This window comes from Maridesulfovibrio ferrireducens, assembly GCF_016342405.1.
GTDB classification, from domain to species: domain Bacteria; phylum Desulfobacterota; class Desulfovibrionia; order Desulfovibrionales; family Desulfovibrionaceae; genus Maridesulfovibrio; species Maridesulfovibrio ferrireducens_A.
Genome location: NZ_JAEINN010000026.1, coordinates 1 through 24,213, shown reverse-complemented (window position 1 = coordinate 24,213; position 24,213 = coordinate 1). Strand labels below are relative to the sequence as shown.

Sequence of the window (24,213 nt, the reverse complement as noted above, 5' to 3'; positions counted from 1 at the left end):
ATGTCTTGATTTTAAAACGCCAAATCAAGTATTTAGAGACTTAAACAACAGTTGCACTTACTAGTTGAATCTAGGTATTTTAAACTGTGCCGGCTAAAACCTTAGGAGAAGGAAAAGGTTCTCCTCTATGTTCTAACGAACCTTGAGAAAGTTCCTGTCTAACCTCTTCCAGATCTATCACCTTTGGCGGAACAAGCGTAAAACCTGAAGCTTCACACCAGTCGTGCTTGTTGGCGAACTGTCCATCGTATCTAACTTCATCAAGAATAAAATAATTATCTTCACCCATAATCCTATCCCATTGATGCACCATAAATTCAAACTTACTTGGATCGAATTCTTTTATATTATCCCACTTCCATGAGAACTTGCACATTTCATTATCATATCCTAGAACACACAGATACTTAGCCTTGCTGTCCAAGTACATTCTGCGCCTGATCTTTACGGGAGTAGCAGTAATTAAATTCCGGTCAAATTCACATTTTTTGTCGTCCAGAGAAACCTGAATGACACATTCATTATCAATACGCATTCCCCATGTGGTGGTATTGCCCTTGCGCCACCAATCCATAGGCTTCATAGAATAGACTTCAGATCCGTATTGATTAATTTTCCGGACAGTTTTCTCTGACACTGGATGTAAAGCAAGATCACAAGACCGGCCATGAGTGGAAAAAGTAAGTTCCATTATAATTCCTCCTAATCGTTTATTATGCTTCCCTTAGGGAATTACGATTTATACTGCATAGGCTATGCCACATGTGCCAGTTTTCACAAACACCATAATTAGTAATTTTTAACCTTTAATTACAGTGTATTAGTTCTAAATAAAACCATGTAAAATGTCGCAAAATAAACAATGGCACGATTTGGCATAATGAAAGCAAGTTATGCATGATTACAATTCTTTCACAAATCTAAAGAGGCGTCTTTTCCTTCACTGCGAAGATCACCAATTATCACAGACAATTTCTCTGCTAAAACAGTCAACCCGGAAATAGCCTGTGCTGATTCATTTACAGCTGTAGCCGAATTGGATGCAAGCTGAGTAACCTCAATAACAGCACTAATGATTTGCTCTGAGGCTATTGACTGCTGCTGTGTTGATGCCGCAATCCCTTCTATGCGTACTGCGACATCATCCGAATGAGCTTGAATTTTTTGGAAAACATTCACGGAATTAGCTACTTCCTGATTAGCTGAATCAACAAAAGTCAACGTTTGCTTAACTCCATTAACATTTCGAAGCGATGCATCTTGAATAGTGACAATACGAGCTTCAACCTCTTTGGTGGCTTGCATTGTCTTCTCAGCAAGTTTTCGAACTTCATCAGCGACGACAGCAAACCCCTTACCAGCATCTCCGGCGCGGGCTGCCTCAATTGCAGCGTTCAAAGCCAGTAAATTAGTTTGATCCGCAATTTCATTAATAACCCCGATAACATGCCCGATAGAATCCGTATCCGATCCCAGCTTGGACATATCCTCTTCCAGAATAGAAACATTTTCAGCAACCTTTAACATTGATTGCTCAGCGCGTTGCACCACAATGATCCCATCTCCAGCTTCTTCTTTAGCCTCACAAGCCGCCTTTGATGAATCGCCTGCATTGCGAGCAACCTCAAGAACAGTAGAATTCATTTCTTCCATAGCTGATGCCGATTCAGCCATGCGTTCCTGCTGAACTCCAGCTCCCGTAGCAATAATTTCTGTACGGGACTGTAATTCTTGAGAAGCATTTATCAGTTCACTAACTACACCATCAGCTTTAACTGCTGCTTCTCCCATCTTCTCCACAAGAGACTGAACATACTTTTGCTGTTCTAGAGCTTCATCCCGAGAGACTTCGGCGGCCTTTGCCTGAAGAATCGCCCCACTCTCCATCTCTTTAGCTTCATTGATAAGCGATTTAAGATTAGAGACCATACCAACCATTACTTTTCGCAATTCATTCAACTCTGCACAAAAGCTTCCTTTAGGCTCTTCATCTAAATTCCCTGCTGCAACCCCCTTAGCAAAAGCATTTAAACGCTTAAGAGGTTCGGTTACAGAAAACATTACCCATAGCAGCAAACCGAGAATTGCCAGTCCGACAAAAACTTCAATTCCAATTACTAAATATTTAGTAAACATTGCATCATGCTGCGACTGTGCAGCACTCTCAGTGGCAATACCGGCATAGACAGGTTCAAGTGCTCGAGCTGCCTTGATAAGATCAGCGTTCTGTTCAGCTACAGCTTTATTTGACCTTGCATATTCATCAAATGTTTTTAAATAGCCATCTAAGGCGTTAAGCTGAACCTTTGCTTTCTCGCCAAGGTAGTGCGCGTTAACAAGGTCACGAAGCTTCAACGCAATGTCATCAACACGCTTCAAATATTTATCATCACCTCGAATGATATAGTTCTTTTCGTGGCGCCGCATTTGCAACAAAAGTACTACGAATTCAGAATCCTGTTCATTTTCCTTGAAAACCTTTTCCATGTTTCGCGCATTTAAAATAAACTGCCATCTCAATCCATCATTCATCGTCAAGCCTATCTGCTTGTATAAATCAACAACCTTAGACATGGCAGTTTCATATTTAGTTAAAAGCTGCATTGCATCGCTGCATCGCTGAGCCATTTCCGGTTGCAGTAAAGCTATTTTTTGAAGGGTTTCTCCAGCGCGTTGTGAATACTTTTTTGTTTTTTCCCCATATGATTCTTCCCGACGCAAAATAAAATTTTTCTCCTGCCTTCTAGCCTGAAGCAAGTCAGCCGTGCCTTGATTAGCAAGTAATTCTATTTTTCTAGTTTGCTCAATCAATATCCCGCCGTAAAAATTCACTCCAAAAATGCTGAATAATCCTAATAAAATACAAATAAAAACCAATAACAGTTTCCCCTTAATACTCATAATGACCCTCCGCTTTTTTGCTGAATTAAGACCATCAAGCATTTTGCAAAGAGCATACCGATTTTTATACAAATATTTATGAGTATTAATCCATTTAATCGCGCAAAAAGATAAGAACTAACGAAACAAATCTCGCAATAACAATAAATACTCGCTATAGTCTTACGGTTTTCGAGCTACTGCGATCAATCTACTGCTTAACGCGATCATTTCCGGCTGCTCGGCATATTTTTGTCCCATGGTAATCATTGCCTGATACGTTGCATCGTTTTCCATACCCTTCTCAAGCTTTGGATCCGGGGGAAAACATAACATCGGAGTTACTCCGGCCAATGTACATAATTCCATATTTTGAGACGCGAAAATGGCCGTCAATTCACCTGGACCAAGAAGATGAAGCTTCATTCCGTTGTTCATAACATACTCACCTGTTTCAAGGATCTGAAGTACCTGTTCGGATGGAGATGCACGAAAATTATCATAGGCTCTACGGTATCTATTACCGGCATCACACAATACATAACCGCCCCGACGGACCACTCGGCAGTATTCACTGATCGCCTTCTGCGGATCGGAGCACAGGGTAATAGGTTCTCCGGTCGAAATCACCATATCAAAGCTTTCACTTTCAAGCGTGTGCAAGTCGCAGACATCAAGTTCCTCAAAACTTACTCCCTTAATAAAACCTTTTTCCTCCGCATAATCCTGAGCTTTTACGAGCATATTCGGAGAGAAGTCCGAAAGGACCATATCAAATCCCATGGGAACTAAATGTTCAGCCCATCGTCCTGTACCGCACCCAGCCTCCAGTATCCTGCCATTGGGGATATGAGACAATAGCGGCTGAATGTAGCGCCACCAACTATCGTGATACAATTGAGAGCTTCTTTTTTGTGATCTGCATTCTCTCCCGGTGGCGTGATCTTCTGCTTTCCGATCCCATATTGTGCGTAAATTTTCAGTAGTCATATTTTCTCCTTTTTAGGTAATAACCAGCATAGCCTCCGGCTAAAACTTTTGTAAAGCATCTAAACAATATTAATTGAATTGAATTATCTTATACGTTAATAACAGGTGACTTAAATAAGAATTTATTTGACCAGAATGTAAAGAAACTTTACAAATATAAACATGAATACCAAAGAAGAAACCGTTCGACACATGACCCGTAGACTAAAACGCATCATTAACAAACACATGCGTATCGAAAAACTTCCCATTCCTGTCGGTGAGACCCTTCTGCTGAGTCCGTCCGAAGTTCACTCAATTCAAACAATCGGTAATAATAAAGGAATAAATATCAACACACTGGGACAGCTTATGGGGATAACCCGAAGTGCAGCTTCCCAAATGGTTGGAAAACTAATGAAAAAAGGATTGATAGAGAAACGATCAGCAACAAATAACAAAAAAGAAACACTTGCTTTTCTTACCGATTCAGGTTGGGAAGCCTTCAAAATTCATGAAGAATTTCATGAACGCCACCTCAACGACCTTTTAAATCAACTGGATGAATTTTCAGACACGCAAATTGCTACAACATCCACGATCCTTTCCGTCATTGAAGACATCATGAATAAGCGCATGGCGGAACTTTTCGACATTTAGCTCCCAACCGATACAAAGCAACGACCATTATAACAACAGCACTCAAATCATAACTTTTCAAAAAAATCCTTGCATCCCTTCCAAACTCGTCTCTATGGTCTGCCCATTCAAAGCGTATCCTATAAATATAGCCCATCTCACACGGCTGACCATTAAATTATGAAAAAAATACTCACCACTTGCCCCTATTGCGGATCAGGCTGCAACTTTCATCTTCAAGTAGAAAACAATCAGATTACCGGAGTTACCCCTGATATGGGTAATTCAGTTAACCAAGGCAGTTTGTGTGCCAAAGGGCATTTCGGCTTTGATTTTGTGCACCATCCAGATCGTTTAAATTCCCCGCTTATCCGCAAAAACGGGGTATTAGTTGAAACGAACTGGGACGAAGCTTTTTCGGTTATCATTGAGCGTTTCAAGTCATTCAAAAAAGACTTCGGACCCGATTCAATTGCCGGATTCAGCTCGGCCCGTTGCACCAATGAAGAAAATTATCTCATGCAAAAATTCATGCGCGCAGCCATCGGTACTAACAATATCGACCACTGCGCACGACTCTGACACGCTCCCACTGTAGCCGGTCTGGCTGCATCATTCGGAAGCGGATCAATGACTAATTCTATTGACGAACTGGATTTGATGGGCACGGGTAATGCCATTTTTGCAATCGGAACCAACACGACAGAATGCCATCCTATTATAGGGATGGGCATGATGAAAGCAGTCCAGCGTGGAACAAAGCTTATTGTTGCCGACCCGCGTGCAATTACCCTTACTCAACATGCGGATGTCTGGCTTAGACTGAAACCCGGAACGGATGTAGCCCTGCTTAACGGACTTGCTCACGTTCTGATTACCGAAGGGCTGGCGGATGAAAATTTTATAGCGGAACGCACCGAAGGATATGAAGAATTCCGGGCCACCGCCATGCGCTATACTCCGGCATACGCTGAAACCATCACGACCGTTCCAGCAGAGCTTATTTACAAAGCGGCCCGCATAATCGGCACAGCCCGCACAACTGCTACATATTATACTATGGGCATAACTCAACACACTTCCGGTGTTGATAATGTTCGCAGTGTCGCAAATATTGCTATGCTCACAGGAAACATGGGAAAAGCTTTAACAGGTGTTAACCCCCTGCGTGGTCAGAACAATGTTCAAGGTTCTTGCGACATGGGTACGTTGCCGAACGTTTTTCCTGGCTACCAAAAAGTACACTTACCGGAAGTACGTGAAAAATTCAGTCGAGCTTGGGAAGTTGAACTATCCGAAACAACAGGGCTTACAATCCCCGAAGTGTTGCATGAAATTGAACACGGTAAAGTGAAAGGATTATTTGTTTTCGGCGAAAACCCCATGCGCAGTGACCCTGATATCAACCATGTGAAACATTGCCTTGAAGCTGTTGATTTTCTGGTTGTGCAGGATATTTTTCTTACTGAAACGGCAGAACTGGCGGATGTGGTTTTACCTGGTGCAACTTTCGCGGAAAAGGACGGAACTTTTTCAAGTACGGAACGTCGAGTTCAGCTTATTCGCAAAGCGATTGATCCGATCGAAAACAGCAAACCCGATTGGCAGATACTTGCTGAATTGATTAAGCGCATGGGAATAGAAACAAAATACGATTCTCCAGAAGATATTTTTAATGAAATGCGCGCGCTTACCCCAAGTTATGGCGGAATAACATACTCCCGGTTAGAAAATGAAAAATTACAATGGCCGTGCCCTTCCGAAGATCACAAAGGAACCCCGGTCCTGCATGTTGATAAATTTGTACGAGGCAAAGGTTCTTTTTTTGCCGCTGATTATAAAGAACCGTCCGAACTGCCTGACGCTGATTTCCCTTTAGTTCTAACGACTGGAAGAGTAACAGCCCATTACCACACCGGAACAATGACACGCCGATGCTGGGGACTGGATGGACTTCGACCGGAAGAAATGCTGGAAATAAATCCGGCAGACGCTGTACGCTTCGGAGTCGAAGATAACGGTTATGTGGTTGTCACATCCCGAAGAGGTGAGCTTAGAGCGCGGGCGCAGGTTACTGAAAGAGTCCCCGAAGGACTGACCTTTATAACCTTTCATTTCAGCGAAAGCCCGGGAAACATACTCACCAACAGTGCCACTGATCCCGAAACAGGTACACCTGAGTTTAAGGTATGTGCTGTAAAAGTTAGAGCAGGCAGCGCGGAAAAACATCCGGCAAAGCCATACGATATCAATAACGTCAGTGCATAATATTTTTGCATCATAAATAATTACAATGAGGAATATATGTCTTCTTCCCTGAACCATTTTATAGCAGCTGACCCTGAAAAATGTATCGGCTGTAAACTTTGCGAAGTAGCCTGCTCTCAGGCTCATTCGTCTGGTCCGGCATTCACAGCAGGAGCACTTAGCGCCCCTATTCTGCCCCGTTTATACGTTGTGCAGACTCCTGAAATAACCATCCCCGTTCAATGCCGCCACTGCGAAGATGCCCCTTGCGCCAATTGCTGTCCTGTTTCCGCTATCAGCCGCAAAAACGGCGCGATTGTCGTTGAAACAAAGCTTTGCGTAGGATGCAAAACCTGCATGCTTGCCTGTCCTTTCGGAGCAATTGAACTTTTGCCTGTATATAAAAACGGCGCTCCCGTGATGCAGGCTGTTCTATGCGAAAATGGTGAAACTTCAATGGACGAAGTGCCCATGCTCTTTGCCGGAAAATGCGACCTTTGCTCTGATCGAAAAAAAGGACCTGCCTGCGTTGAAGTGTGCCCAGAAAAGGCACTGAGCTTAATAGACCCTTCCCGCATGAAACGGGAACGCAACATTAAAGCGGCTATGAGTTTTCTAAACACTTCACAAAATTTTTCTTAAGGTTAATATTCATGTCCAAATCAAAACAACTTATCATAATAGATGAAGAACTTTGCACTGGCTGCGGTCGCTGTAAAGACGTATGCCCCGTAGACGCAATCTCCGGAATTCATGGAGAGCCGCATAAGATTGACTCTTCCCGCTGTATATTTTGCGGACAATGTGTGCAGACATGCAGTGCTTACTCTTCAATTTTAGATGAACCGGAAACTCCACGCGCAGATAAACTTCGTGAACGCGGTATGTTTCAATCAACAACGGAACCTTTGTTTGCCGCTTATTGTGCGGGTGATGTCTTCGAAATTTCAGACGCACTAAAATCAGACAAATTTACGATGGTTCAATGTGCTCCGGCTGTACGAGTCTCTATAGGCGAAGATTTCGGAATGAAGGCAGGAAGCCTCACCCCCGGTAAAATGGCCGCCGCGCTTCGCAGACTCGGTTTCAACAAAGTGTATGACACAAATTTTGCCGCGGACCTCACCATAATGGAAGAAGGAAACGAACTTCTTTCACGCGTTAAAAATAACGGAACGCTTCCTATGTTCACCTCATGCTGTCCAGCATGGGTGCGCTATATGGAGCTTAATTATCCTGATTTATTACCACATCTTTCAAGCTGTAAATCACCTCAGCAAATGTCCGGCGCATTATTTAAAACTTATGGAGCAGACATTAACGGCAAACAGCGCACAGAAATATACAGTGTTGCGGTTATGCCCTGCACCTGCAAAAAATTCGAAAGCGCCAGGCCTGAAATGAGCATGGAAGGACACCGCGATGTTGATGCTGTTCTAACTACACGTGAACTGGCATACATGATCCGCGAAGCAGGAATTGATTTCGAATCACTGCCTGATGAAGATTTCGACAAACCGCTCGGCACATACTCCGGAGCAGGAAATATTTTCGGAGTTACGGGTGGAGTTATGGAAGCAGCACTTCGCACAGCGTACGAACTTGTTTCAGGTGAACCAGTACCCGAAACAGATTTGATTTTTGTCCGTGGCGAGGAAGGTTTCCGCATAGCTTCCATGACCATGGGTGAACAGACTTTCAAAATCGCGGTAGTAGCCGGACTTACAAATGTTGCGCCGCTTTTAGAAAAAGTACGTGCAGGTAACGCAGAGGTAGATTTTGTGGAAGTCATGTGCTGCCCGTCTGGATGTATCAGCGGAGGCGGTCAGCCTAAAGTGCTGCTGCCGACTGAACGGGATGAAGTCTATCGGTGCAGAAAAGAATCCATGTACTCACATGACAAAAATTCTAAAATTCGCAAATCACATGAAAATCCTGACGTGCAAAAAGCATACACTGAGTTTCTAGGCGAACCTTTAGGTCATACTTCTCATAAATTGCTGCACACCGTTTTTGGAAAACAGGACGCATAAAATGAAAGCCTTCGTTATTGCAGATCCGCGTAAATGTATCGGGTGCGGAGCGTGTGAAATTGCCTGCGCATCCGCAAACAGCGAGCTATCTATCCCGGAAGCGGCAAGACTGCGCGCGGCATTTAATCCCCGTTTAAATTTAATATCGAATCCTGAAATAACAATGCCCATACAATGCCGTCAGTGCGAAGACGCTCCTTGTGCCAAAGCCTGTCCCGCAGGAGGGATAGTTTATCTGAACGGAGTGGTTCACATTCGCAAAGAAAATTGTATCGGCTGTAAAATGTGCATACTAGCCTGCCCCGTGGGAGCTGTTAATATTTTACCCCTTGATAAAAGTCTGCCGCGCTCTAATGACAATTCGGAGCTTCCTGAATTTTATGCGCAGAAATGTGAACTTTGCAGTGACAGAAAAGAAGGACCAGCCTGTGTACAGATTTGCCCTGCCGGAGCTTTTACCCTTATAGATGTGGAGACCTTAAAAGAAACTGTCAAATCCAGACGCGAAAAGGTATTACGAAATCTACAATAAGAGGACAGACCATGACTGCAAAACAGAAAATCAGATGTATTCTCATAGATGACGAAGCTCCTGCGCTGGATGAGCTTCATTACCTGCTGTCAGAGTTCAATGATATCGAAATCATAAGGACCGCAACTTCCGCCACTCAAGGCATCAAGTTGATACAGGAAGAAGAACCTGACCTCGTTTTTCTGGACATTCAAATGCCCGGCAAAAACGGTTTCCATGTTTTGCAGGAAATTATGCAATTTCCAAATCCGCCGCTCGTGATTTTTGCCACAGCTTACGATGAATACGCCCTGCGGGCTTTTGAAGAAAACGCCGTCGACTACATTCTCAAACCCTTCTCGCAAGAACGGATTTCCAAAAGTCTTGAACGGGTCCGCTGCCTGCTTTTTGCAAACTGCACTGAGAAAATTGAAGTTCCCAACATGAACGCATTACTAAGCGGCATGGGGTTGGGGCACAACGTTTTGCGGATTTCAGTTGAAGGAAATGGACGTATACTCCTTCTTGAGCCTGCCGACGTAATTTTATGCAAAATGGAAGATCGTAAAATCATGGTTTACACAGCCGAAGATATTTTCCCCTGCTACGGAGATAAGACTCTCGACAAACTGGAAGAGCGTCTCCAAGGACAACCTTTTTTCAAAGCGAATCGAGGCGAACTTGTAAACTTGACCCATGTCCGGGATTTTGCGCCGTGGTTTAATGGAAAATACGTTCTGACCATGAATAATATTCAAGAGAATGAAGTAATAATCAGTAAAGGCCGCGTAAAATCTTTTCGCGAAAGACTCGGACTTGCATAGCTCTGTATGCGGAGAATTTAAGATATGAATCCCGAAACTTTGATCATCACCCTTGCGGAAAGATTCGGCCTTATCGTAGCCGGAGCTTTTCTTCTGCTCACCATCACACCTATCCATAAAATAGGATTCCGTAAGACTTCACCCAAGGCAACAATTGCCACACAAATACTCATTTTCGGAGTTTTCGGAATACTCGGGACGTACGGCGGCAACTTCGTATTTCAATCAGTAGCAAATTTACGGGCAATGGCTGTTATCACCGGCGGCTTATTCGGCGGACCATTAGTAGGGCTCGGCGCCGGACTTATAGCCGGAGGTCATCGCATTTTAATAGATTTCGGAGGATTCAGCGCCGTTCCCTGCGGACTTGCGACAGTTTTAGAAGGCACCGCAGCCGGATTAATTTCTCTTAAACTCGCCAACCGTATGGACTGGCGAGCCGCCGCAGGTCTAGCCTTTGTGGGCGAAATCATCCATATGATCATGGTCCTCTACCTTTCAAGTCCCTATTCCGAAGCATTAAAGCTTGTAGAATTGATCGCACTGCCCATGATTATTTTAAATACTTTCGGTGCGGCGATTTTTGCACAGGTTATCAACATAGTTTTTCGCTACGGCACCAAGCGCGATTCCATACAAGCGCAACAAATTCTGGACATTGCCAACCTCACGGTGGGACATCTTCGTTCCGGTTTAACCATGGAATCTGCCATGGAAACAGCCAAAATAATATTTTTCAATGTATCTGTTGCAGCCGTGGCAATTACCGACAATAAAAATGTACTGGCTCATATCGGAGTTGGTGACGATCATCACCTTCCCGGTAAAAAAATCAGAACAGCTTCCACCTTAAATGCGCTTGCCCAAGGTGAACCTGTCTTTTTGGATTCAAGTGAAAAAATTGGATGTAACCATCGAGGCTGCCCTTTCACTTCCGCAGCGGTTGTTCCCCTTCATAAAAAAGGTGAAATTTTAGGAACTTTAAAACTTTACGGAACAAAAAAGAAAGAGCTAGATCTGCTTTCCTTTGAAATAGCCAAGGGACTCGCCAATCTGTGCTCCACACAATTGGAACTTGAAGAAATTCAAATCAAAGAACAGATGCTTGCTCATGCGGAAATTCGTCGCCTTCAAGCTCAAATAAACCCTCACTTTCTATTTAATTCTTTAAATACAGTTACATCTTTTTGTCGTACAAATCCGAACAGGGCGCGGGAATTGCTCCTTGAGCTATCCTCATACATGCGCAAGAATCTGGACAGCAGCCGCGGCTACATTCCGTTATCTGAGGAACTTGACCAGCTCAAAAGCTATCTTGCAATTGAACAGGCCCGCTTCGGAGACCGCATTAAAGTTGATATTACTGTTGAAAAAGAATGCGAAGATTGGCCCATCCCGCCGCTGATCATTCAACCACTGGTAGAAAACAGTGTGAAACACGGCATAATGGGACGCGAAGAAGGCGGCCAAATTACTATTTCTATTCAATGCGATAGAAGACAACTCAGCGTTTCAATAAAAGATGACGGTGTCGGAATGAGTCAGACTAAATTGGATCAGCTCGTTGAAAAAAAGAAAATCGAATCATGCGCGGAAGGAATAGGTGTGCGCAACTGCATTCAGCGTATCGAGCAGATATACGGCCCGCAATGTAAAATAACAATCACCAGCAAACTGAACGAAGGGACCTGTGTCAGTTTTAAAATTCCAAAACTGCGAAATCAACTCCGGAAAACGGACTTTCAAACAACAATAAGCTGATTCGGCATTTTGAATGTCATTTCAAACACCGAATTAGTCACTTCAAGCATGAACTGTTGAACCTGCCGCCCCCTTCATGTCAGAAAGGTGCATAATTTTCATTCAGCACAAAAGATGGAGGTCTTGTTTATGCTATTTTTCTTTGCCTGCGTTGCATCCCTGATTGTCGGATACCTTATCTACGGTAAATTTGTTGATAATGTTTTCGGACCGGACGGTAACCGCACCACCCCTGCTTACACGATGCGTGATGATGTTGACTACATGCCCATGCCTAAATGGAAACTGATGTTCATTCAGGTTCTGGACATTGCCGGTATCGGCCCGATCTTCGGACCTATTCTCGGCGCACTTTACGGCCCTGCCGCCCTTATCTGGATCGTAATCGGTTGTATCTTCGGCGGAGCTGTTCACGATTATTTCAGTGGAATGCTTTCCATCCGTAACAACGGAGCAAGCGTCCCTGAGCTTGTAGGTGAATATCTTGGAATGCCTGCCCGCCACGTTATGCGCGTATTCGCTTTTGTTCTGTTAATGCTTGTCGGCGTAGTTTTTGTTCTCAGCCCCGCAAAACTGCTCACAGGTTTGACCGGAATCAACACCGGAATCCTTGTAGCTTGTATTTTCGCTTACTACTTCCTCGCAACTATTCTTCCAATTGATAAACTTATCGGAAAACTCTATCCGCTTTTCGGAGCGCTGTTACTGGTCATGACTATCGCAATTGCAGTTGCACTCATGTTCAGTGATCACGCATTTCTGCCTAACCTTGACTTTGCCGTTAACACCAGCCCCACCGGAAAACCAATGTGGCCTCTGCTCTTCATCACTCTCTCGTGCGGAGCAATCAGCGGATTCCATGCAACACAGTCGCCACTTATGGCTCGCTGTGTAAAAAATGAAAAAGAAGGCCGTTCAGTATTCTACGGTGCAATGATCATTGAAGGTGTCATCGCGCTTATCTGGTGTACTATAGGTTTGTCTTTCTATGACTCCCCTGAAGCTATGAACGCTGTTATCGCCTCCGGCAGCCCTTCTGCTGTAGTTTCACAGGCTGCAAACGCACTTCTCGGACCTGTAGGCGGAATCTTCGCAATCATCGCTGTTGTTATCCTGCCCATCACCAGCGGCGACACTGCATTCCGCAGCACACGTCTTATTGTAGCTGAAACATTCAAACTTGATCAGGGCCCTGCAATCAAACGTCTGCTAATTGCGGTTCCTCTGTTCGCTCTTGGATATGTAATTTCCACTCAGAACTTCACCTCAATCTGGAGATACTTCGGATTCTCAAATCAATGTCTGTCTATGCTGGTGCTCTGGACCGCAGCTGTTTACCTGGGACAGCGCGCAAAACTGCACTGGATTGCATCCATCCCTGCCACCTTCATGACAGCAGTGGTTGTAACATTCATCATGCAGGCTAAAATCGGATTCGAACTTAGTCTGAACACTTCAATACTGATCGGGATTGCAGCAGCCGTAGCCACTATGGCTCTGTTCCTCGTAAAGTACGTTGCCCCCAAGGCTGTACAGGAAAGTTAATAACTGCCTTAAGCCTCACACCTTCAAATACCTCGCATAAAAAAGGCCCGCTTTAGCGGGCCTTAAAACTTTCCACCAGAAACAGCCTCAACCCCCGCGACAATATCAAGCAGTTCACCCGTAATAGTTCCCTGCCTAGTATTGCGGTAGTCCGCTTCAAGCAATTCCACATGCTCTATAATATTTTTCTCAGCTACCTGCATTGCCGCCAGCCTTGAGCTGTTTTCCGCGGCAAGAGATTGCACGATAGCCCCGTAAACTGAAATATAAATGTATTCCAAAAAAAGCGTCGAAAATAAATCGGTAATAGGAATATTTGTCATGGGCAAAGACCGACTTTCCCACGGCGCGCCTTTTGATCTTATACTAAGCGGAAGGATATGCTTTACGGCAACCTTTGAACCATCAGGTGCAAATCGATTATGCACAATGCTGAATCTGTGCATATCCTTTTTTCTTTTCCATTTCTCGAGGTTATGTTCAATTTCATTAACCACGCCGTTAACTCCGCGTAAGCTTCCCGGAACTCTGAAATTAATATCTGTAATAACCCCACTACCCTCAAGAGCTCCGTGCACTCTTTCTCCGCAAGTCCAGCACGAAACAGTGAAACCTTCGGACTTAAGCTCATCAATCACCCGCAAAGTTTTCTGCTTTGAAACCTCATTAAACTGACCGCACATTCCCTGATCGGAACCAATGGCAAGCAACACGGCAACCTTGCCTTTTCCTGTGTTCGGAATTACTCCGGCATTTTTGAAAAAAACATTCCAGCCGTCTTCAACAACTTCCGCATATTCCCCGACACCCTGCGCCGCATTCTCAAAATGCCGGATGTTAACCGCAGCCAATGCTTTCATTGTTTTAACAACGGAAAGTAAATCATTAGTGGTAGAAATTTTCTTTTTTACAGCCTCAAGAGCCTGCATTGATTTCCCTCCACAGTTCAATATACTTTTCTATACTGCTTTTTAATTCATCCCATATTCCGTCTTTTGATTCCGCTTTAGGAATTCTTTCAAAATCAGCAAAACCTTCATGAGCTTTTTGTAAAATGAAATCTTGAATTTCACCGATCTTTTCAAGCGGAATTTCATCAAGCAAACCAAGTGATACAGCCCAGAGAATCACAAGCTGTTCTGATGCGCTCAGCGGAGAAAATCTATCCTGCTTAAGCAGTTCTCTGACCCGAACCCCATGATCAAGCCTTTTGCGGGTATCCTTATCAAGCCGCGTTCCGAAACGGGCAAAAGCCTCAAGCTCTTGAAACTGCGAATAAGTAAGCCGCAAATCACCGGAAACTTTACGATAGGCTAAAGGCTGCGCTCGCCCTCCAACCCTTGATACGGATTTTCCGACATCAATCGCAGGCAGTAATCCCTTTTGAAAAAGCACTGGTGACAAATAAATCTGACCGTCTGTTATAGAAATTAAATTTGTCGGAATATACGCAGAAATATTCTGAGCTTCGGTTTCAACAATAGGCAATGCGGTAATAGTCCCGCCGCCATGTTTCGGACTAAGCCGAGTTGATCTTTCAAGCAATCTTGAATGGATATAAAAAATATCACCGGGAAAAGCTTCACGCCCCGGAGGTCTACGCATAAGCAGACTTAACTGCCTGTAAGCCTGTGCATGACGAGTCAGATCATCATAAATAATCAGAACATCGCGCCCCTGTTCCATAAAATATTCAGCCATGCTCGTTGCGGCGTAAGGAGCAATATATTGCAAGCCGGACGGAGCATCCCCGTCAACAACGACTGCAAAAGTATAAGCCATTGCTCCATGTGTACGCAGAGAAGATATTACTCTGGCAACAGACGTGCTGCGCTGACCTATAGCGCAATAAACACAAACGACATCCCCTTTTTTCTGATTAAGTATAACATCAAGAGCTATCGCGGTTTTACCCGTCTGCCTGTCTCCGAGTATAAGTTCACGCTGTCCACGACCAATGGGAATTAAAGTGTCCACCACCTTAAGCCCTGTAGCCATAGGCGTATCAACCGGAGCACGCATAAGAATCGGCGGGGCTTCACATTCAACTGGACGGGTTTCTGTTGTATCCGGAGCAGGTCCGTCATCAAGAGGATTTCCAAGCGGATCAACAATTCTCCCGATAAGGGCCTCGCCGACAGGTACGCTTAAAACTGTTCCAGACGGAATTGCTTCATCTCCTGCACTGAGCCCTGAGCTTCTCCCGAACAGAGCAACACCTATAGAATCCGGTAAAAGGTCAAGAGCCATCCCTTGAATGCCATCCCCGAGCGTAAGTAATTCTTCTGAACGGACCGACTTAAGCCCTTCAACCTGCGCAACACCGCGTGCAACAGATATTACTCTGCCCACCTCGCGGGACTCTGGATCGTAATCCATTTTATCCAGTCCCCTTTCCACGGCTCCTAGTGCCTGATCTAGATTATCGCTTAGAAAACCCATTACTCTACTCCGGACGGACTCTTTGCAATTTCTTCAAGAATATTCTTCTCCAAGTCACCTACGTATGATGTAAGATTCCATTCCCATTTCCTGTCGCCTGCAACCAGTTCAATTCCAAACCCGAGTTCAGGTTCAACTTTAAAAATATGTTCTGCGCAGTCAGGAAAAAGCTTATTCAGCATAATGACAGTTTTTTCTCTGTGCACTCCTTCATGAGCAAATCCTGTACGGATTATGATCTCATTTTCCCTGCAATCAACTTTAACCGATTCCATTTCAATAATACGAAGCAATCCGGCCACAACCCGCTCTTCAAGATTTGAATCAGATAAATCTAAAATTATGCGGGATGCGACAGAAGTAACTTCGTCCATGATCCGTTTTTTCAAATTTAAAGCGATTACATCCTTTTCGCGGCTTAAGGCAGACAGCCATTCCTCACGCTGAATATCAATTTCCTTTTGCGCTGAAATCATTGCCTGCTGACGCCATTTTTCGGCTTCCGAATGAATTTCCGTCATGACTTCAGAAGCTTTATTTTCAAGCTCTAAATGTTTTGCCTGCAAAGATTTATTTAATTCATCCGCTTCACTTTTTGCTTTGCGTACCTGCTCCATTTCGTCAGCCACGCGCTCTTTTCGCTTCTTCATAGCTTTTACAAGGGGGCCGTAAAGAAACAACTTTAGCAAAAAAATTAAAACGAAAAAATTAATTATCTGCGCAAAAACAGTGAACCAATCAAGAAGCATAATTAACCTGCTGCCTTCTCAATAAAAAAGTTCCAAAAAGGATTTGCAAAAAGCAAAATCATAGCAAGCACAAAACAATAAATAGCCGTTGATTCAACCATTGCCATCCCTACGAAAAGAAACTTTACAATAGTGTTGGTTTCGTCTGGCTGCTGCGCAATTGCGCTTAACGCTCTTGAAAGCGCCATTCCTTCACCTATGGCAGGGCCGATAGCGCCTATCCCCATGCATATTCCGGCACCAATAATTGATGCAAATCCAATCCAGCCGAGAGTTTCCATGTTTTTCCTCCTTTACACTTTTTGACCGCTTTCAGAATGAACTTCCAATCCGGCAGCAATAAATACCGCCGCTAAAACCGTAAAGATATAAGCTTGAACGACTCCTATCAAAAGCCCGAGAAGCTGCATAATAACAGGAACCAGAAGAGGCATTATCACGAGCAGAATTGCGCCCATCATTGTTCCGCTTAAAATATTTCCAAACAAACGCACAGCAAGAGCAAAAGTCCGGCTGACTTCACCTATGACATTAAAGGGAAGCATGAGCGGAGACGGCTGCACATAACTTTTAAGATAATTCACAAGTCCGTTTTCTTTTATGCCGTAATAAGGGACGGCGAAAAATACGATCAGGCTGAAAGCCGTCGTTGTAGAAAGCGAACCTGTGGGAGGTGAAAAACCGGGCACAGCGGAAAGAAGATTTGAAACTAAAATAAAAATAAAAAGAGTTCCCAGCAAAGGCAAAAATCTTTCAGGATGCTGATTTGTCGCCCCTTCAATCTGAGTAAGTAATCCATCTACCAGAATTTCAAGAAAATTTTGATTATCAGATATAATCGATGCAGAAGTAACTCTGCGCGTTACCAGCCACGAAAAAGCCACAAGTATGAACATGACAATCCAAGTGAAGATTAGAGTGTCATTCAACTTTATAAATTCATAACTGAAATAAACAGTGAGATCCGGACTTATTTCCACGGAGTCCTCCTGCTGTTACGAATAATTGATTTCTCCGCTGAACAATATTTAGACAACGCCGCAGTGCGTAACAGATAAAAGCCAAAAAATGCAGATGCCAGCGGAGCGCCGCCCTGTTTCATGACACACAAGAAAACAAGCAGGGTAACTGCATATCGCAACAAACACCCTGACCAGAAAAAAAGACGAGGGCGAACGGTTTTCGGCAAATATCGCACTGTAAGCCAGAGTCCTCCAAAATGAAGGATCGCTGCAAAACCGCCGACTAAGAAAAAGGCTACAAGTAATAGATAATTATTGCTCATCATTTTTATCCGATTCTTTTGTTTCCGACTCTTTTGGCCCAGCTCCCTCTCTCTCTTTAATAATTTTTATTTTCTCCCTGTTCATCCACATTCCCGCAAAAACACATCCTGTAAAAAGTCCAACCCCAAGCATTGTAAGCGTCCAGCTGAGTTTGAAGGGCCACATATAATCCATCCATGCCCCTAAAAAAGCGCCAAAAACTGTCGGCAAGGCGACCGTCCACCCCACAACCCCCATAGAACTAAAAGCGGATAAAGTTCCGACCTGACCTTTTTTTTCCGCACGAATTCTGCGTTTCTCTTTGGTCGAAATATTCCGCTTGAAATCATCTGAACGCTTTTTTTGATCAGGGCTCATACTGTTTCCACCTCGATTAAACTGCGAATGAATCCAGCCTCAAGTTTAGCCACAGTCGTCCGGGCGGCTTTTTCCGCTTCCGAAGCATCTTCAAGCATTCTGTCCACTTCCAATTCCAACTCACCAAGTTCACCTTTTACTGCGGCGTGTGATGAAATCCTTACCAATCGCCCCTTTTTGATCAGTATACCGGCATCTACTGCCAAACTTATAGCCGTACCTTGATGGTAATAAGTCAGAATACCTGGAGAAAGTGCCGTTGCCATATCAACATGATTCGGCAACAGACAAAAACCGCCAATAGTGCATTCGGCAACAATCTTGTCAGCTTCACAGTCCAGAAAAATTCCTGAGGGTAACATAATTTTAAACTTCATCAGTCACCACTTTTCTCCGTAGAAACGACCTCTTCTATGGAACCGATCATATAAAATGTCCGCTCGGAAGATTCTTTGAACTCATCATTTAAAATACGCTCACAGCCTGTGACCGTATCTGCTATATCAACAATTCTGCCTTCCATACCTGTAAAATGACGGGTGGTATTAAAAGGCTGTGTCATAAATCTTTCTAACTTACGCGCGCGCGAAACAATTAGCCTATCTTCTCGCGAAAGCTCTTCGAGTCCCAGCATTGCGATAATATCCTTAAGATCTTCATATAAGGAGAGTGTCCGCCGGACCTCACGCGCTACATCATAATGACGCTGTCCCACAATTGCGGGAGAAAGCATCATAGAGCGGGATTCCAAAGGATCAACAGCCGGATAAAAACCTTCACCGGCACGTTTACGGGAAAGCACAATAGAAGATGAAAGATGAGAAAAGGTATGAGTTGCGGCTGGATCTGTCAGATCGTCAGCAGGAACATAAACAGCTTGAATAGATGTAATTGCACCTGACTTACTACTTGAAATACGCTCCTGAAGTTCAGCGAGATCTGCTCCCAAAGTCGGCTGATATCCCATGCGTGACGGGAGGCGCCCAAGAAGACCTGAAAGCTCCATACCCGCCTGAATAAATCTGAAAATATTATCAATCAACAGTAGAACATCTTTGCCCTGATCATCTCTAAAATGTTCGGCAATGGTCAGTGCGGTATGCCCTGTTCGAAACCTTGCCCCCGGAGGCTCATTCATCTGCCCGAAAACCATAACAGTGTTATCGAGAACGCCGGCATCCTTCATTTCCCGATATAACTCTTCACCTTCACGACACCTTTCCCCGATCCCGCAAAAAATACTCATACCACTATGCCTGCCAACCATGTTGTTGATCAACTCAGTGATGAGAACGGTTTTACCAACTCCCGCTCCTCCGAAAAGCCCTGCTTTACCGCCTTTTTCAAGAGGCATAAGTAGATCAATGACTTTAATTCCAGTCATGAAAATTTCTTCGGAAACAACGCGCTGTGAAAGTTCAATCGGAGCATTATGAATTGACCTGTATTCTAAATTTTCCGGAAGCTCTTGCCCATCAACAGGTTCGCCGAAAACATTTAAAACCCGACCCAAAAGTTCTTCCCCCACCGGAGCCATCAAAGTTGTTCCCTCACTGTAAACAGACGCACCTCTCGGCAATCCGCCTGTTGGAGTCATAGCTATAGACCGAACAGTATTAAGGTCCAGATGATCAGCGACTTCCAAAGTAACTTTTCGATCTCCCTGCGCATATAAAACCGACAACATAGGAGGAATTTCATTAAAGAAACGAACATCCACAACACTGCCGCGAACAGAAAGAACTTCACCACTATACTTGTGATCCATATTCAACCACCGTTTTAATCAGCCATAGAGCAACAATTTAACGCATGATATAAAATTTAACCTGATTTCAGAATACTTAAACAGCAAAACTTGTCCATCTTTTTTGAGTAAAGTTTACACAATATAGTGAGTGTTCATGTTCTAATTAACACCTTAATTACTACAATATCGTTAAAAAACAATTACATACCGCAAAAAAGGCCTAAATCATCAATGGTTGCCTTTAATACGAATAGGAGGCAAAATATCTCACGCACTAAAAAGCCCGGCTGTTTATTCATAATTATTTCAAATCACCACAACCTGACGGATAACATTTCATGCGCACCCCGCTGGACGTACTTCAAAAAACATACGGTTACGAGAAATTCACAGGACTTCAGGAAGAAGTAACATCCCGCGTGATGGCTGGTAGAAATGCTGTTGTTTTCATGCCTACCGGCGGCGGTAAATCAGCATGTTATCAAATTCCATCAATACTGCGCCAAGGTGTGGGTATTGTAATTTCTCCACTTATCGCGCTCATGCGGGATCAGGTTGCTGCGCTTAAACAGATGGGAGTTCGTGCGGAATATCTGAATTCCTCAGTGAAAGGAAAAGATGCCGCGCAAGTTATAAACAGCTTACATAAATCTGAACTCGACCTTTTATATATAGCGCCTGAAAGGCTCGGCCAGCCCGGCTTTATAGAAATGCTGGAACAACTTAATATTGCCTTGATTGCTATTGACGAAGCGCACTGCGTTGCTCAATGGGGGCATGATTTCAGACCCGATTATCTGCGTCTGAATGTTCTTGCCGAAAGGTTCCCGAATGTTCCGCGGCTGGCACTGACTGCGACAGCGGATGGACCGACACGTAGAGAAATTCTGAACAGGCTTTCTTTTACAGAAGACGATATTTTTGCGACAGGATTTGACCGCCCGAATATCCGTTATACTGTTGTACCCAAGGAAGGCGAACAGGTTCAGTTACTAAATTTTATTCAAACTGATCATTTTCAAGAATGCGGCATTGTATACCGTATGAGCCGTAAAAAAGTCGAAAAAACAGCTGAATGGCTCTGCAAAAAACGAATAAAAGCTTTACCTTATCATGCGGGATTATCCGCCGAGACCCGTGAAAAAAATCAAGCTCGTTTCATGTCTGAAGACGGTATCGTTATGGTTGCAACCATCGCTTTCGGAATGGGAATTGATAAACCGGATGTAAGGTTTGTAGCTCATCTTGATTTGCCCAAAAGTATTGAAGCATACTATCAGGAAACTGGTAGAGCCGGACGTGACGGACTGCCTGCCGAAGCTTGGATGTCAGTCGGAATCGGTGACATCGGCTTTTTACGCAGAATGATAATGTCAGGCAATGCTCCCGAAGAGCGCAAGGCTCTCGAACTTAGGAAATTAAACGCCTTGCTGACATATTGCGAATCCGCAAACTGCCTGAGACAGGCACTTCTTGGATATTTCGGAGAAGAACTTAAAGAACCGTGCGGCAACTGCTTTACATGTTTAAGCCCACCTTCAAAATTTGACGGAACGATCGCGGCACAAAAAGCTTTATCAAATGTTTATAGAACTGAACAAATGTATGGAGTGAACCACTTAATTGACGTTTTGCTGGGAAAAGAGACTCCCAAAGTTTTAAGTCAGGGACATGACAAGTTAAGTACTTTCAAAATAGGAACTGAATATACAAAAGATGAATGGGTTTCGATTCACCGCCAAATAGTATCATACGGGCTGCTGGATGTAGATATTGAAGGATACGGAAGCCTGAAATTAAATGCGGCAAGTTGGGAAGTTTTAAGAAAGGAAAGAACTGTCGATCTACGCAAAGATCCAATAATTGCTAAAAAAATAAGCAAGAAAGAAAAAAATATCAAACTAGTCATCGGAGGACAGGATTGTCCTTCTCTAACAACTCCCGAAGCAAAAATTTTACTTGATGATCTACGTACCCTTCGCAATGATCTTGCAAAAGAACAACAAGTTCCAGCGTTTATAATATTTCCTGATAAAACCTTACTCGAGCTTGCCTGTTACCGCCCGGAATCAACTAATCAGTTATACGCTATCAGCGGCTTTGGAGATCAAAAAGTGTTTAGATATGGCAACGCCATTATTGAAATACTTATGCAGCATCAAGATGAACATGGACGGCCGACAGATTTAGCACCGATGCCTGAATCTAAATTTAAAACGGTTCCAACACATCAAAAAGAAAGTGAACCTGAAATTCCACCTTCTGCACTTGAAACTTTAGAATTATTTGAAGACTTACAAGACATAGACAAAGTTGCAGAAAAAAGAAAAATAAAACCTGCAACAATATACAGCCATCTAACCGCTTGCGTTAAAGCTGGTAAAATTGAAATCAAAGATATTTTGAATTATCCAAATTCCGAAATTGAATGTTTAAAAGACACAATGTCTCTATACAAAGAAGAAGGATTTTTGCAGCTTAACCCCATTTTTAATACTTTATCCGGTAATTATCCTTATGAAGTCTTGCGTTTGATTCAGGCAGAACTTGATTATTCTATAAAATAATTATTAAAACAAAACACCGGGATAAAAGACCTCGTTGATATAACCTTATTTTTATGTTCCTCTTCTATAAAACAACCATTTTATGGAGGAGACATGAAAAAAATATCAATTTCTATTTTGATGTTATTCTGCTTTTTATCAACCGCTATTGCCTCTGACGGACCTGGAATGCCTACTCTCAATACGAATCCAAGTCTTGATGTTATAGTTACCCGCACCACTCCGCTCCTATCTTTCAAAAACGCAGAAGGTGGAGCCCTCCCTAAAATATATGAAGTTGAGCTTGATTTATCTGATTCTTTTAACTCACTCAATTTACGAAAATTCAATCTTCCTGAAAGTAATGGTCTGGTCAGCGCTCTTCAGATCAAACAAAATTCCCCGCTTGTTAATAAAAAACATTGGATGTGGAGAGTTAGGGCTGTAGACGCTAACGGACATAAAGGACCGTGGGCTGTCAGTAAATTTTATATAGATTCAGAAAGTGATGATCATTACTCAGGTTTTCAACGTGTCTACCCTAAATCCGTAAAAACCAGCAGTGGCTCCAATCCTGAATTTCTTATCGATTATAGTGATGCTGGTCTTAACAGCCAATGGCGAGCATCACCTCCGGGACCAAATTCAGAATGGATCGAACTGGATCTGGGTGAATCAAAAGAAATCAGTAAAATCTGGCTACTCGCAGAATTCGAAAACACGGATGGCTGGCTTACTGACTTTCACTGGTTAGCGAGCAATGATGGATTAAACTGGAATAAAATTCATAACGCCAACGTAAAAAACTCTAACACTTATAGAAGTATTTTAGATTTTGCGCCACATAAAGCGCGTTTTTGGCGACTTAAAATCACAAAATTCAAAGGTTATGCACCAGCTCTTAATGAAATAATGCTTTTTACACAGGCTCAACCTGAAATCCCAAATATCCCCACTCAACCATATGTTCTTGTCATTGGAAATCAACGTAACGGTTTTACCTTCACCCGCCTTACAGAAAGAATATCTGAGCTTGAACCAAAACTTGCTGTTGTACAAATTCCATTTTGGAAGGCCAATATGGCAATGTATAATGCTCTACCAAACAAACCTGTCGCAATAATATTAAGCGGAAATAACGCTAATTATAATGAACTTCCTATGTTTGAATACAATGGTGAATATGAACTGGTACGCGAGGCTCCAATTCCGATTCTAGGTATTTGTGCCGGTTGCCAAATGAATGCATTTGCATATGGCTATACTCGAGTACACTCAATGGGCTGGTCAGACATATCCGCAATGAGGCCACAACAAAACCGGACTAAAATTAATATTGAAATCAAAGATCCCATATTTAAAAAAATACCAACCCCATTCATAGCTCCGGAGATTCATGGTTGGGCGATCTACAGTCTGTCGGATAATTATGAAGTAATAGCTAAATCAGATTATATTCAGGCTATCAGACGCAAAGACAATATGAGGTATGGAGTTCAGTTTCACCCAGAAATCAAGGTTTCATACAATCAGGCTGTTCCTGTCTTAAAGAACTTTTTAAAAATGGCATTAGAGAGAGCTAAAAATTAAATTCTATAACTCCCCCAATCAAAGCACGCAAAAAGACCCGTACATTTTCATGTACGGGTCTTTTTTTAAAATAAAGTCCTTGCG

At 43.3% G+C, this 24,213-nt stretch carries 22 protein-coding genes; 10 read left to right on the top strand and 12 right to left on the bottom strand.

The features are described from left to right. Positions 1-79 precede the first annotated feature (79 nt). The 3 genes from JEY82_RS18250 to JEY82_RS18240 all read right to left on the bottom strand — a co-directional run bounded on the left by JEY82_RS18250 (position 80) and on the right by JEY82_RS18240 (position 3,870). Positions 80-691 carry a hypothetical protein gene (locus JEY82_RS18250; RefSeq protein WP_304088362.1) on the bottom strand — a complete coding sequence of 204 codons (612 nt, stop codon included), beginning with the start codon at positions 689-691 and terminating at the stop codon, positions 80-82. Positions 692-912: 221 nt separating this feature from the next. Further along, the gene (locus JEY82_RS18245) at positions 913-2,901 is read right to left on the bottom strand and encodes a methyl-accepting chemotaxis protein (RefSeq protein WP_304088360.1); all 1,989 of its coding nucleotides are present in this window, start codon (positions 2,899-2,901) and stop codon (positions 913-915) included. Between the two features lie 162 nt (positions 2,902-3,063). Next, positions 3,064-3,870 carry a class I SAM-dependent methyltransferase gene (locus tag JEY82_RS18240; protein ID WP_304088358.1) on the bottom strand — a complete coding sequence of 269 codons (807 nt, stop codon included), beginning with the start codon at positions 3,868-3,870 and terminating at the stop codon, positions 3,064-3,066. Between the two features lie 162 nt (positions 3,871-4,032). On the opposite strand from JEY82_RS18240, the gene JEY82_RS18235 reads away from it, so the two are divergent. The 8 genes from JEY82_RS18235 (at position 4,033) to JEY82_RS18200 (ending at position 13,409) form a co-directional block, all read left to right on the top strand. Then, a complete protein-coding gene (locus JEY82_RS18235; protein ID WP_304088356.1) occupies positions 4,033-4,509 on the top strand; it encodes a MarR family winged helix-turn-helix transcriptional regulator in 477 nt (158 codons plus the stop codon). Between the two features lie 159 nt (positions 4,510-4,668). Next, positions 4,669-6,756 carry a formate dehydrogenase subunit alpha gene (gene fdhF, locus JEY82_RS18230; protein ID WP_304088354.1) on the top strand — a complete coding sequence of 696 codons (2,088 nt, stop codon included), beginning with the start codon at positions 4,669-4,671 and terminating at the stop codon, positions 6,754-6,756. Between the two features lie 36 nt (positions 6,757-6,792). Beyond that, positions 6,793-7,377 carry a 4Fe-4S dicluster domain-containing protein gene (locus JEY82_RS18225; protein WP_304088352.1) on the top strand — a complete coding sequence of 195 codons (585 nt, stop codon included), beginning with the start codon at positions 6,793-6,795 and terminating at the stop codon, positions 7,375-7,377. An 11-nt stretch (positions 7,378-7,388) separates the two neighbouring features. Beyond that, positions 7,389-8,768 (top strand): [FeFe] hydrogenase, group A, encoded by a 1,380-nt coding sequence (locus JEY82_RS18220; RefSeq protein WP_304088350.1) that lies wholly within the window; start codon positions 7,389-7,391, stop codon positions 8,766-8,768. 1 nt (position 8,769) lies between these two features. Continuing rightward, positions 8,770-9,300, top strand: a complete 531-nt coding sequence (locus JEY82_RS18215) for a 4Fe-4S dicluster domain-containing protein (protein ID WP_304088347.1) — start codon at positions 8,770-8,772, stop codon at positions 9,298-9,300. An 11-nt stretch (positions 9,301-9,311) separates the two neighbouring features. Beyond that, positions 9,312-10,103, top strand: a complete 792-nt coding sequence (locus tag JEY82_RS18210; protein WP_304088345.1) for a LytTR family DNA-binding domain-containing protein — start codon at positions 9,312-9,314, stop codon at positions 10,101-10,103. Positions 10,104-10,127: 24 nt separating this feature from the next. Further along, positions 10,128-11,864, top strand: coding sequence for a LytS/YhcK type 5TM receptor domain-containing protein (locus JEY82_RS18205; protein ID WP_304088343.1), 1,737 nt, complete (start codon positions 10,128-10,130; stop codon positions 11,862-11,864). A 129-nt stretch (positions 11,865-11,993) separates the two neighbouring features. Further along, complete coding sequence (locus JEY82_RS18200) at positions 11,994-13,409, top strand: carbon starvation protein A (RefSeq protein ID WP_304088341.1); 1,416 nt, start codon at positions 11,994-11,996, stop codon at positions 13,407-13,409. 62 nt (positions 13,410-13,471) lie between these two features. Here JEY82_RS18200 and JEY82_RS18195 read toward each other — a convergent pair whose 3' ends face one another. The 9 genes from JEY82_RS18195 to atpD are packed head-to-tail and all read right to left on the bottom strand — an operon-like array spanning position 13,472 to position 20,011. Beyond that, the gene (locus JEY82_RS18195) at positions 13,472-14,338 is read right to left on the bottom strand and encodes a F0F1 ATP synthase subunit gamma (RefSeq protein WP_304088338.1); all 867 of its coding nucleotides are present in this window, start codon (positions 14,336-14,338) and stop codon (positions 13,472-13,474) included. Then, on the bottom strand, positions 14,325-15,851 hold the full coding sequence (locus tag JEY82_RS18190) for a F0F1 ATP synthase subunit alpha (RefSeq protein WP_304088336.1): 1,527 nt from the start codon (positions 15,849-15,851) through the stop codon (positions 14,325-14,327). Before JEY82_RS18190 ends, JEY82_RS18195 begins: the two co-directional genes overlap by 14 nt. After that, positions 15,851-16,600 carry an ATPase gene (locus tag JEY82_RS18185; protein WP_304088333.1) on the bottom strand — a complete coding sequence of 250 codons (750 nt, stop codon included), beginning with the start codon at positions 16,598-16,600 and terminating at the stop codon, positions 15,851-15,853. Before JEY82_RS18185 ends, JEY82_RS18190 begins: the two co-directional genes overlap by 1 nt. A gap of 2 nt (positions 16,601-16,602) precedes the next feature. After that, positions 16,603-16,881 (bottom strand): F0F1 ATP synthase subunit C, encoded by a 279-nt coding sequence (locus JEY82_RS18180; RefSeq protein WP_092163140.1) that lies wholly within the window; start codon positions 16,879-16,881, stop codon positions 16,603-16,605. A 12-nt stretch (positions 16,882-16,893) separates the two neighbouring features. After that, on the bottom strand, positions 16,894-17,580 hold the full coding sequence (locus JEY82_RS18175; protein WP_304088332.1) for a F0F1 ATP synthase subunit A: 687 nt from the start codon (positions 17,578-17,580) through the stop codon (positions 16,894-16,896). After that, positions 17,571-17,885: an ATP synthase subunit I gene (locus JEY82_RS18170; protein ID WP_304088331.1), complete on the bottom strand. Its 315-nt coding sequence runs from the start codon at positions 17,883-17,885 to the stop codon at positions 17,571-17,573. The genes JEY82_RS18175 and JEY82_RS18170 overlap by 10 nt, the downstream gene beginning before the upstream one ends. Next, entirely contained in the window at positions 17,875-18,243 is a 369-nt protein-coding gene (locus JEY82_RS18165) for an AtpZ/AtpI family protein (RefSeq protein ID WP_304088330.1), read from the bottom strand. Before JEY82_RS18165 ends, JEY82_RS18170 begins: the two co-directional genes overlap by 11 nt. Beyond that, the gene (locus JEY82_RS18160; RefSeq protein WP_304088328.1) at positions 18,240-18,620 is read right to left on the bottom strand and encodes a F0F1 ATP synthase subunit epsilon; all 381 of its coding nucleotides are present in this window, start codon (positions 18,618-18,620) and stop codon (positions 18,240-18,242) included. Before JEY82_RS18160 ends, JEY82_RS18165 begins: the two co-directional genes overlap by 4 nt. Then, entirely contained in the window at positions 18,620-20,011 is a 1,392-nt protein-coding gene (gene atpD, locus JEY82_RS18155) for a F0F1 ATP synthase subunit beta (RefSeq protein ID WP_304088327.1), read from the bottom strand. Before atpD ends, JEY82_RS18160 begins: the two co-directional genes overlap by 1 nt. 320 nt (positions 20,012-20,331) lie before the next feature. Between atpD and recQ the strand changes: the two genes are divergently transcribed. Together recQ and JEY82_RS18145 are read left to right on the top strand one after the other, a co-directional pair. Then, positions 20,332-22,560: a DNA helicase RecQ gene (gene recQ, locus JEY82_RS18150; protein ID WP_304088326.1), complete on the top strand. Its 2,229-nt coding sequence runs from the start codon at positions 20,332-20,334 to the stop codon at positions 22,558-22,560. Between the two features lie 93 nt (positions 22,561-22,653). After that, entirely contained in the window at positions 22,654-24,129 is a 1,476-nt protein-coding gene (locus JEY82_RS18145) for a discoidin domain-containing protein (protein ID WP_304088324.1), read from the top strand. Positions 24,130-24,213: the final 84 nt, after the last annotated feature.

Bases quoted from the DNA above. Each gene is read 5' to 3' on its own strand.
- JEY82_RS18250 (WP_304088362.1), bottom strand. From the start codon at position 691: ATGGAACTTACTTTTTCCACTCATGGCCGGTCTTGTGATCTTGCTTTA.
- JEY82_RS18245 (WP_304088360.1), bottom strand. From the start codon at position 2,901: ATGAGTATTAAGGGGAAACTGTTATTGGTTTTTATTTGTATTTTATTA.
- JEY82_RS18240 (WP_304088358.1), bottom strand. From the start codon at position 3,870: ATGACTACTGAAAATTTACGCACAATATGGGATCGGAAAGCAGAAGAT.
- JEY82_RS18235 (WP_304088356.1), top strand. From the start codon at position 4,033: ATGAATACCAAAGAAGAAACCGTTCGACACATGACCCGTAGACTAAAA.
- JEY82_RS18225 (WP_304088352.1), top strand. From the start codon at position 6,793: ATGTCTTCTTCCCTGAACCATTTTATAGCAGCTGACCCTGAAAAATGT.
- JEY82_RS18220 (WP_304088350.1), top strand. From the start codon at position 7,389: ATGTCCAAATCAAAACAACTTATCATAATAGATGAAGAACTTTGCACT.
- JEY82_RS18215 (WP_304088347.1), top strand. From the start codon at position 8,770: ATGAAAGCCTTCGTTATTGCAGATCCGCGTAAATGTATCGGGTGCGGA.
- JEY82_RS18210 (WP_304088345.1), top strand. From the start codon at position 9,312: ATGACTGCAAAACAGAAAATCAGATGTATTCTCATAGATGACGAAGCT.
- JEY82_RS18205 (WP_304088343.1), top strand. From the start codon at position 10,128: ATGAATCCCGAAACTTTGATCATCACCCTTGCGGAAAGATTCGGCCTT.
- JEY82_RS18200 (WP_304088341.1), top strand. From the start codon at position 11,994: ATGCTATTTTTCTTTGCCTGCGTTGCATCCCTGATTGTCGGATACCTT.
- JEY82_RS18195 (WP_304088338.1), bottom strand. From the start codon at position 14,338: ATGCAGGCTCTTGAGGCTGTAAAAAAGAAAATTTCTACCACTAATGAT.
- JEY82_RS18190 (WP_304088336.1), bottom strand. From the start codon at position 15,851: ATGGGTTTTCTAAGCGATAATCTAGATCAGGCACTAGGAGCCGTGGAA.
- JEY82_RS18185 (WP_304088333.1), bottom strand. From the start codon at position 16,600: ATGCTTCTTGATTGGTTCACTGTTTTTGCGCAGATAATTAATTTTTTC.
- JEY82_RS18180 (WP_092163140.1), bottom strand. From the start codon at position 16,881: ATGGAAACTCTCGGCTGGATTGGATTTGCATCAATTATTGGTGCCGGA.
- JEY82_RS18170 (WP_304088331.1), bottom strand. From the start codon at position 17,885: ATGAGCAATAATTATCTATTACTTGTAGCCTTTTTCTTAGTCGGCGGT.
- JEY82_RS18165 (WP_304088330.1), bottom strand. From the start codon at position 18,243: ATGAGCCCTGATCAAAAAAAGCGTTCAGATGATTTCAAGCGGAATATT.
- JEY82_RS18160 (WP_304088328.1), bottom strand. From the start codon at position 18,620: ATGAAGTTTAAAATTATGTTACCCTCAGGAATTTTTCTGGACTGTGAA.
- atpD (WP_304088327.1), bottom strand. From the start codon at position 20,011: ATGGATCACAAGTATAGTGGTGAAGTTCTTTCTGTTCGCGGCAGTGTT.
- recQ (WP_304088326.1), top strand. From the start codon at position 20,332: ATGCGCACCCCGCTGGACGTACTTCAAAAAACATACGGTTACGAGAAA.
- JEY82_RS18145 (WP_304088324.1), top strand. From the start codon at position 22,654: ATGAAAAAAATATCAATTTCTATTTTGATGTTATTCTGCTTTTTATCA.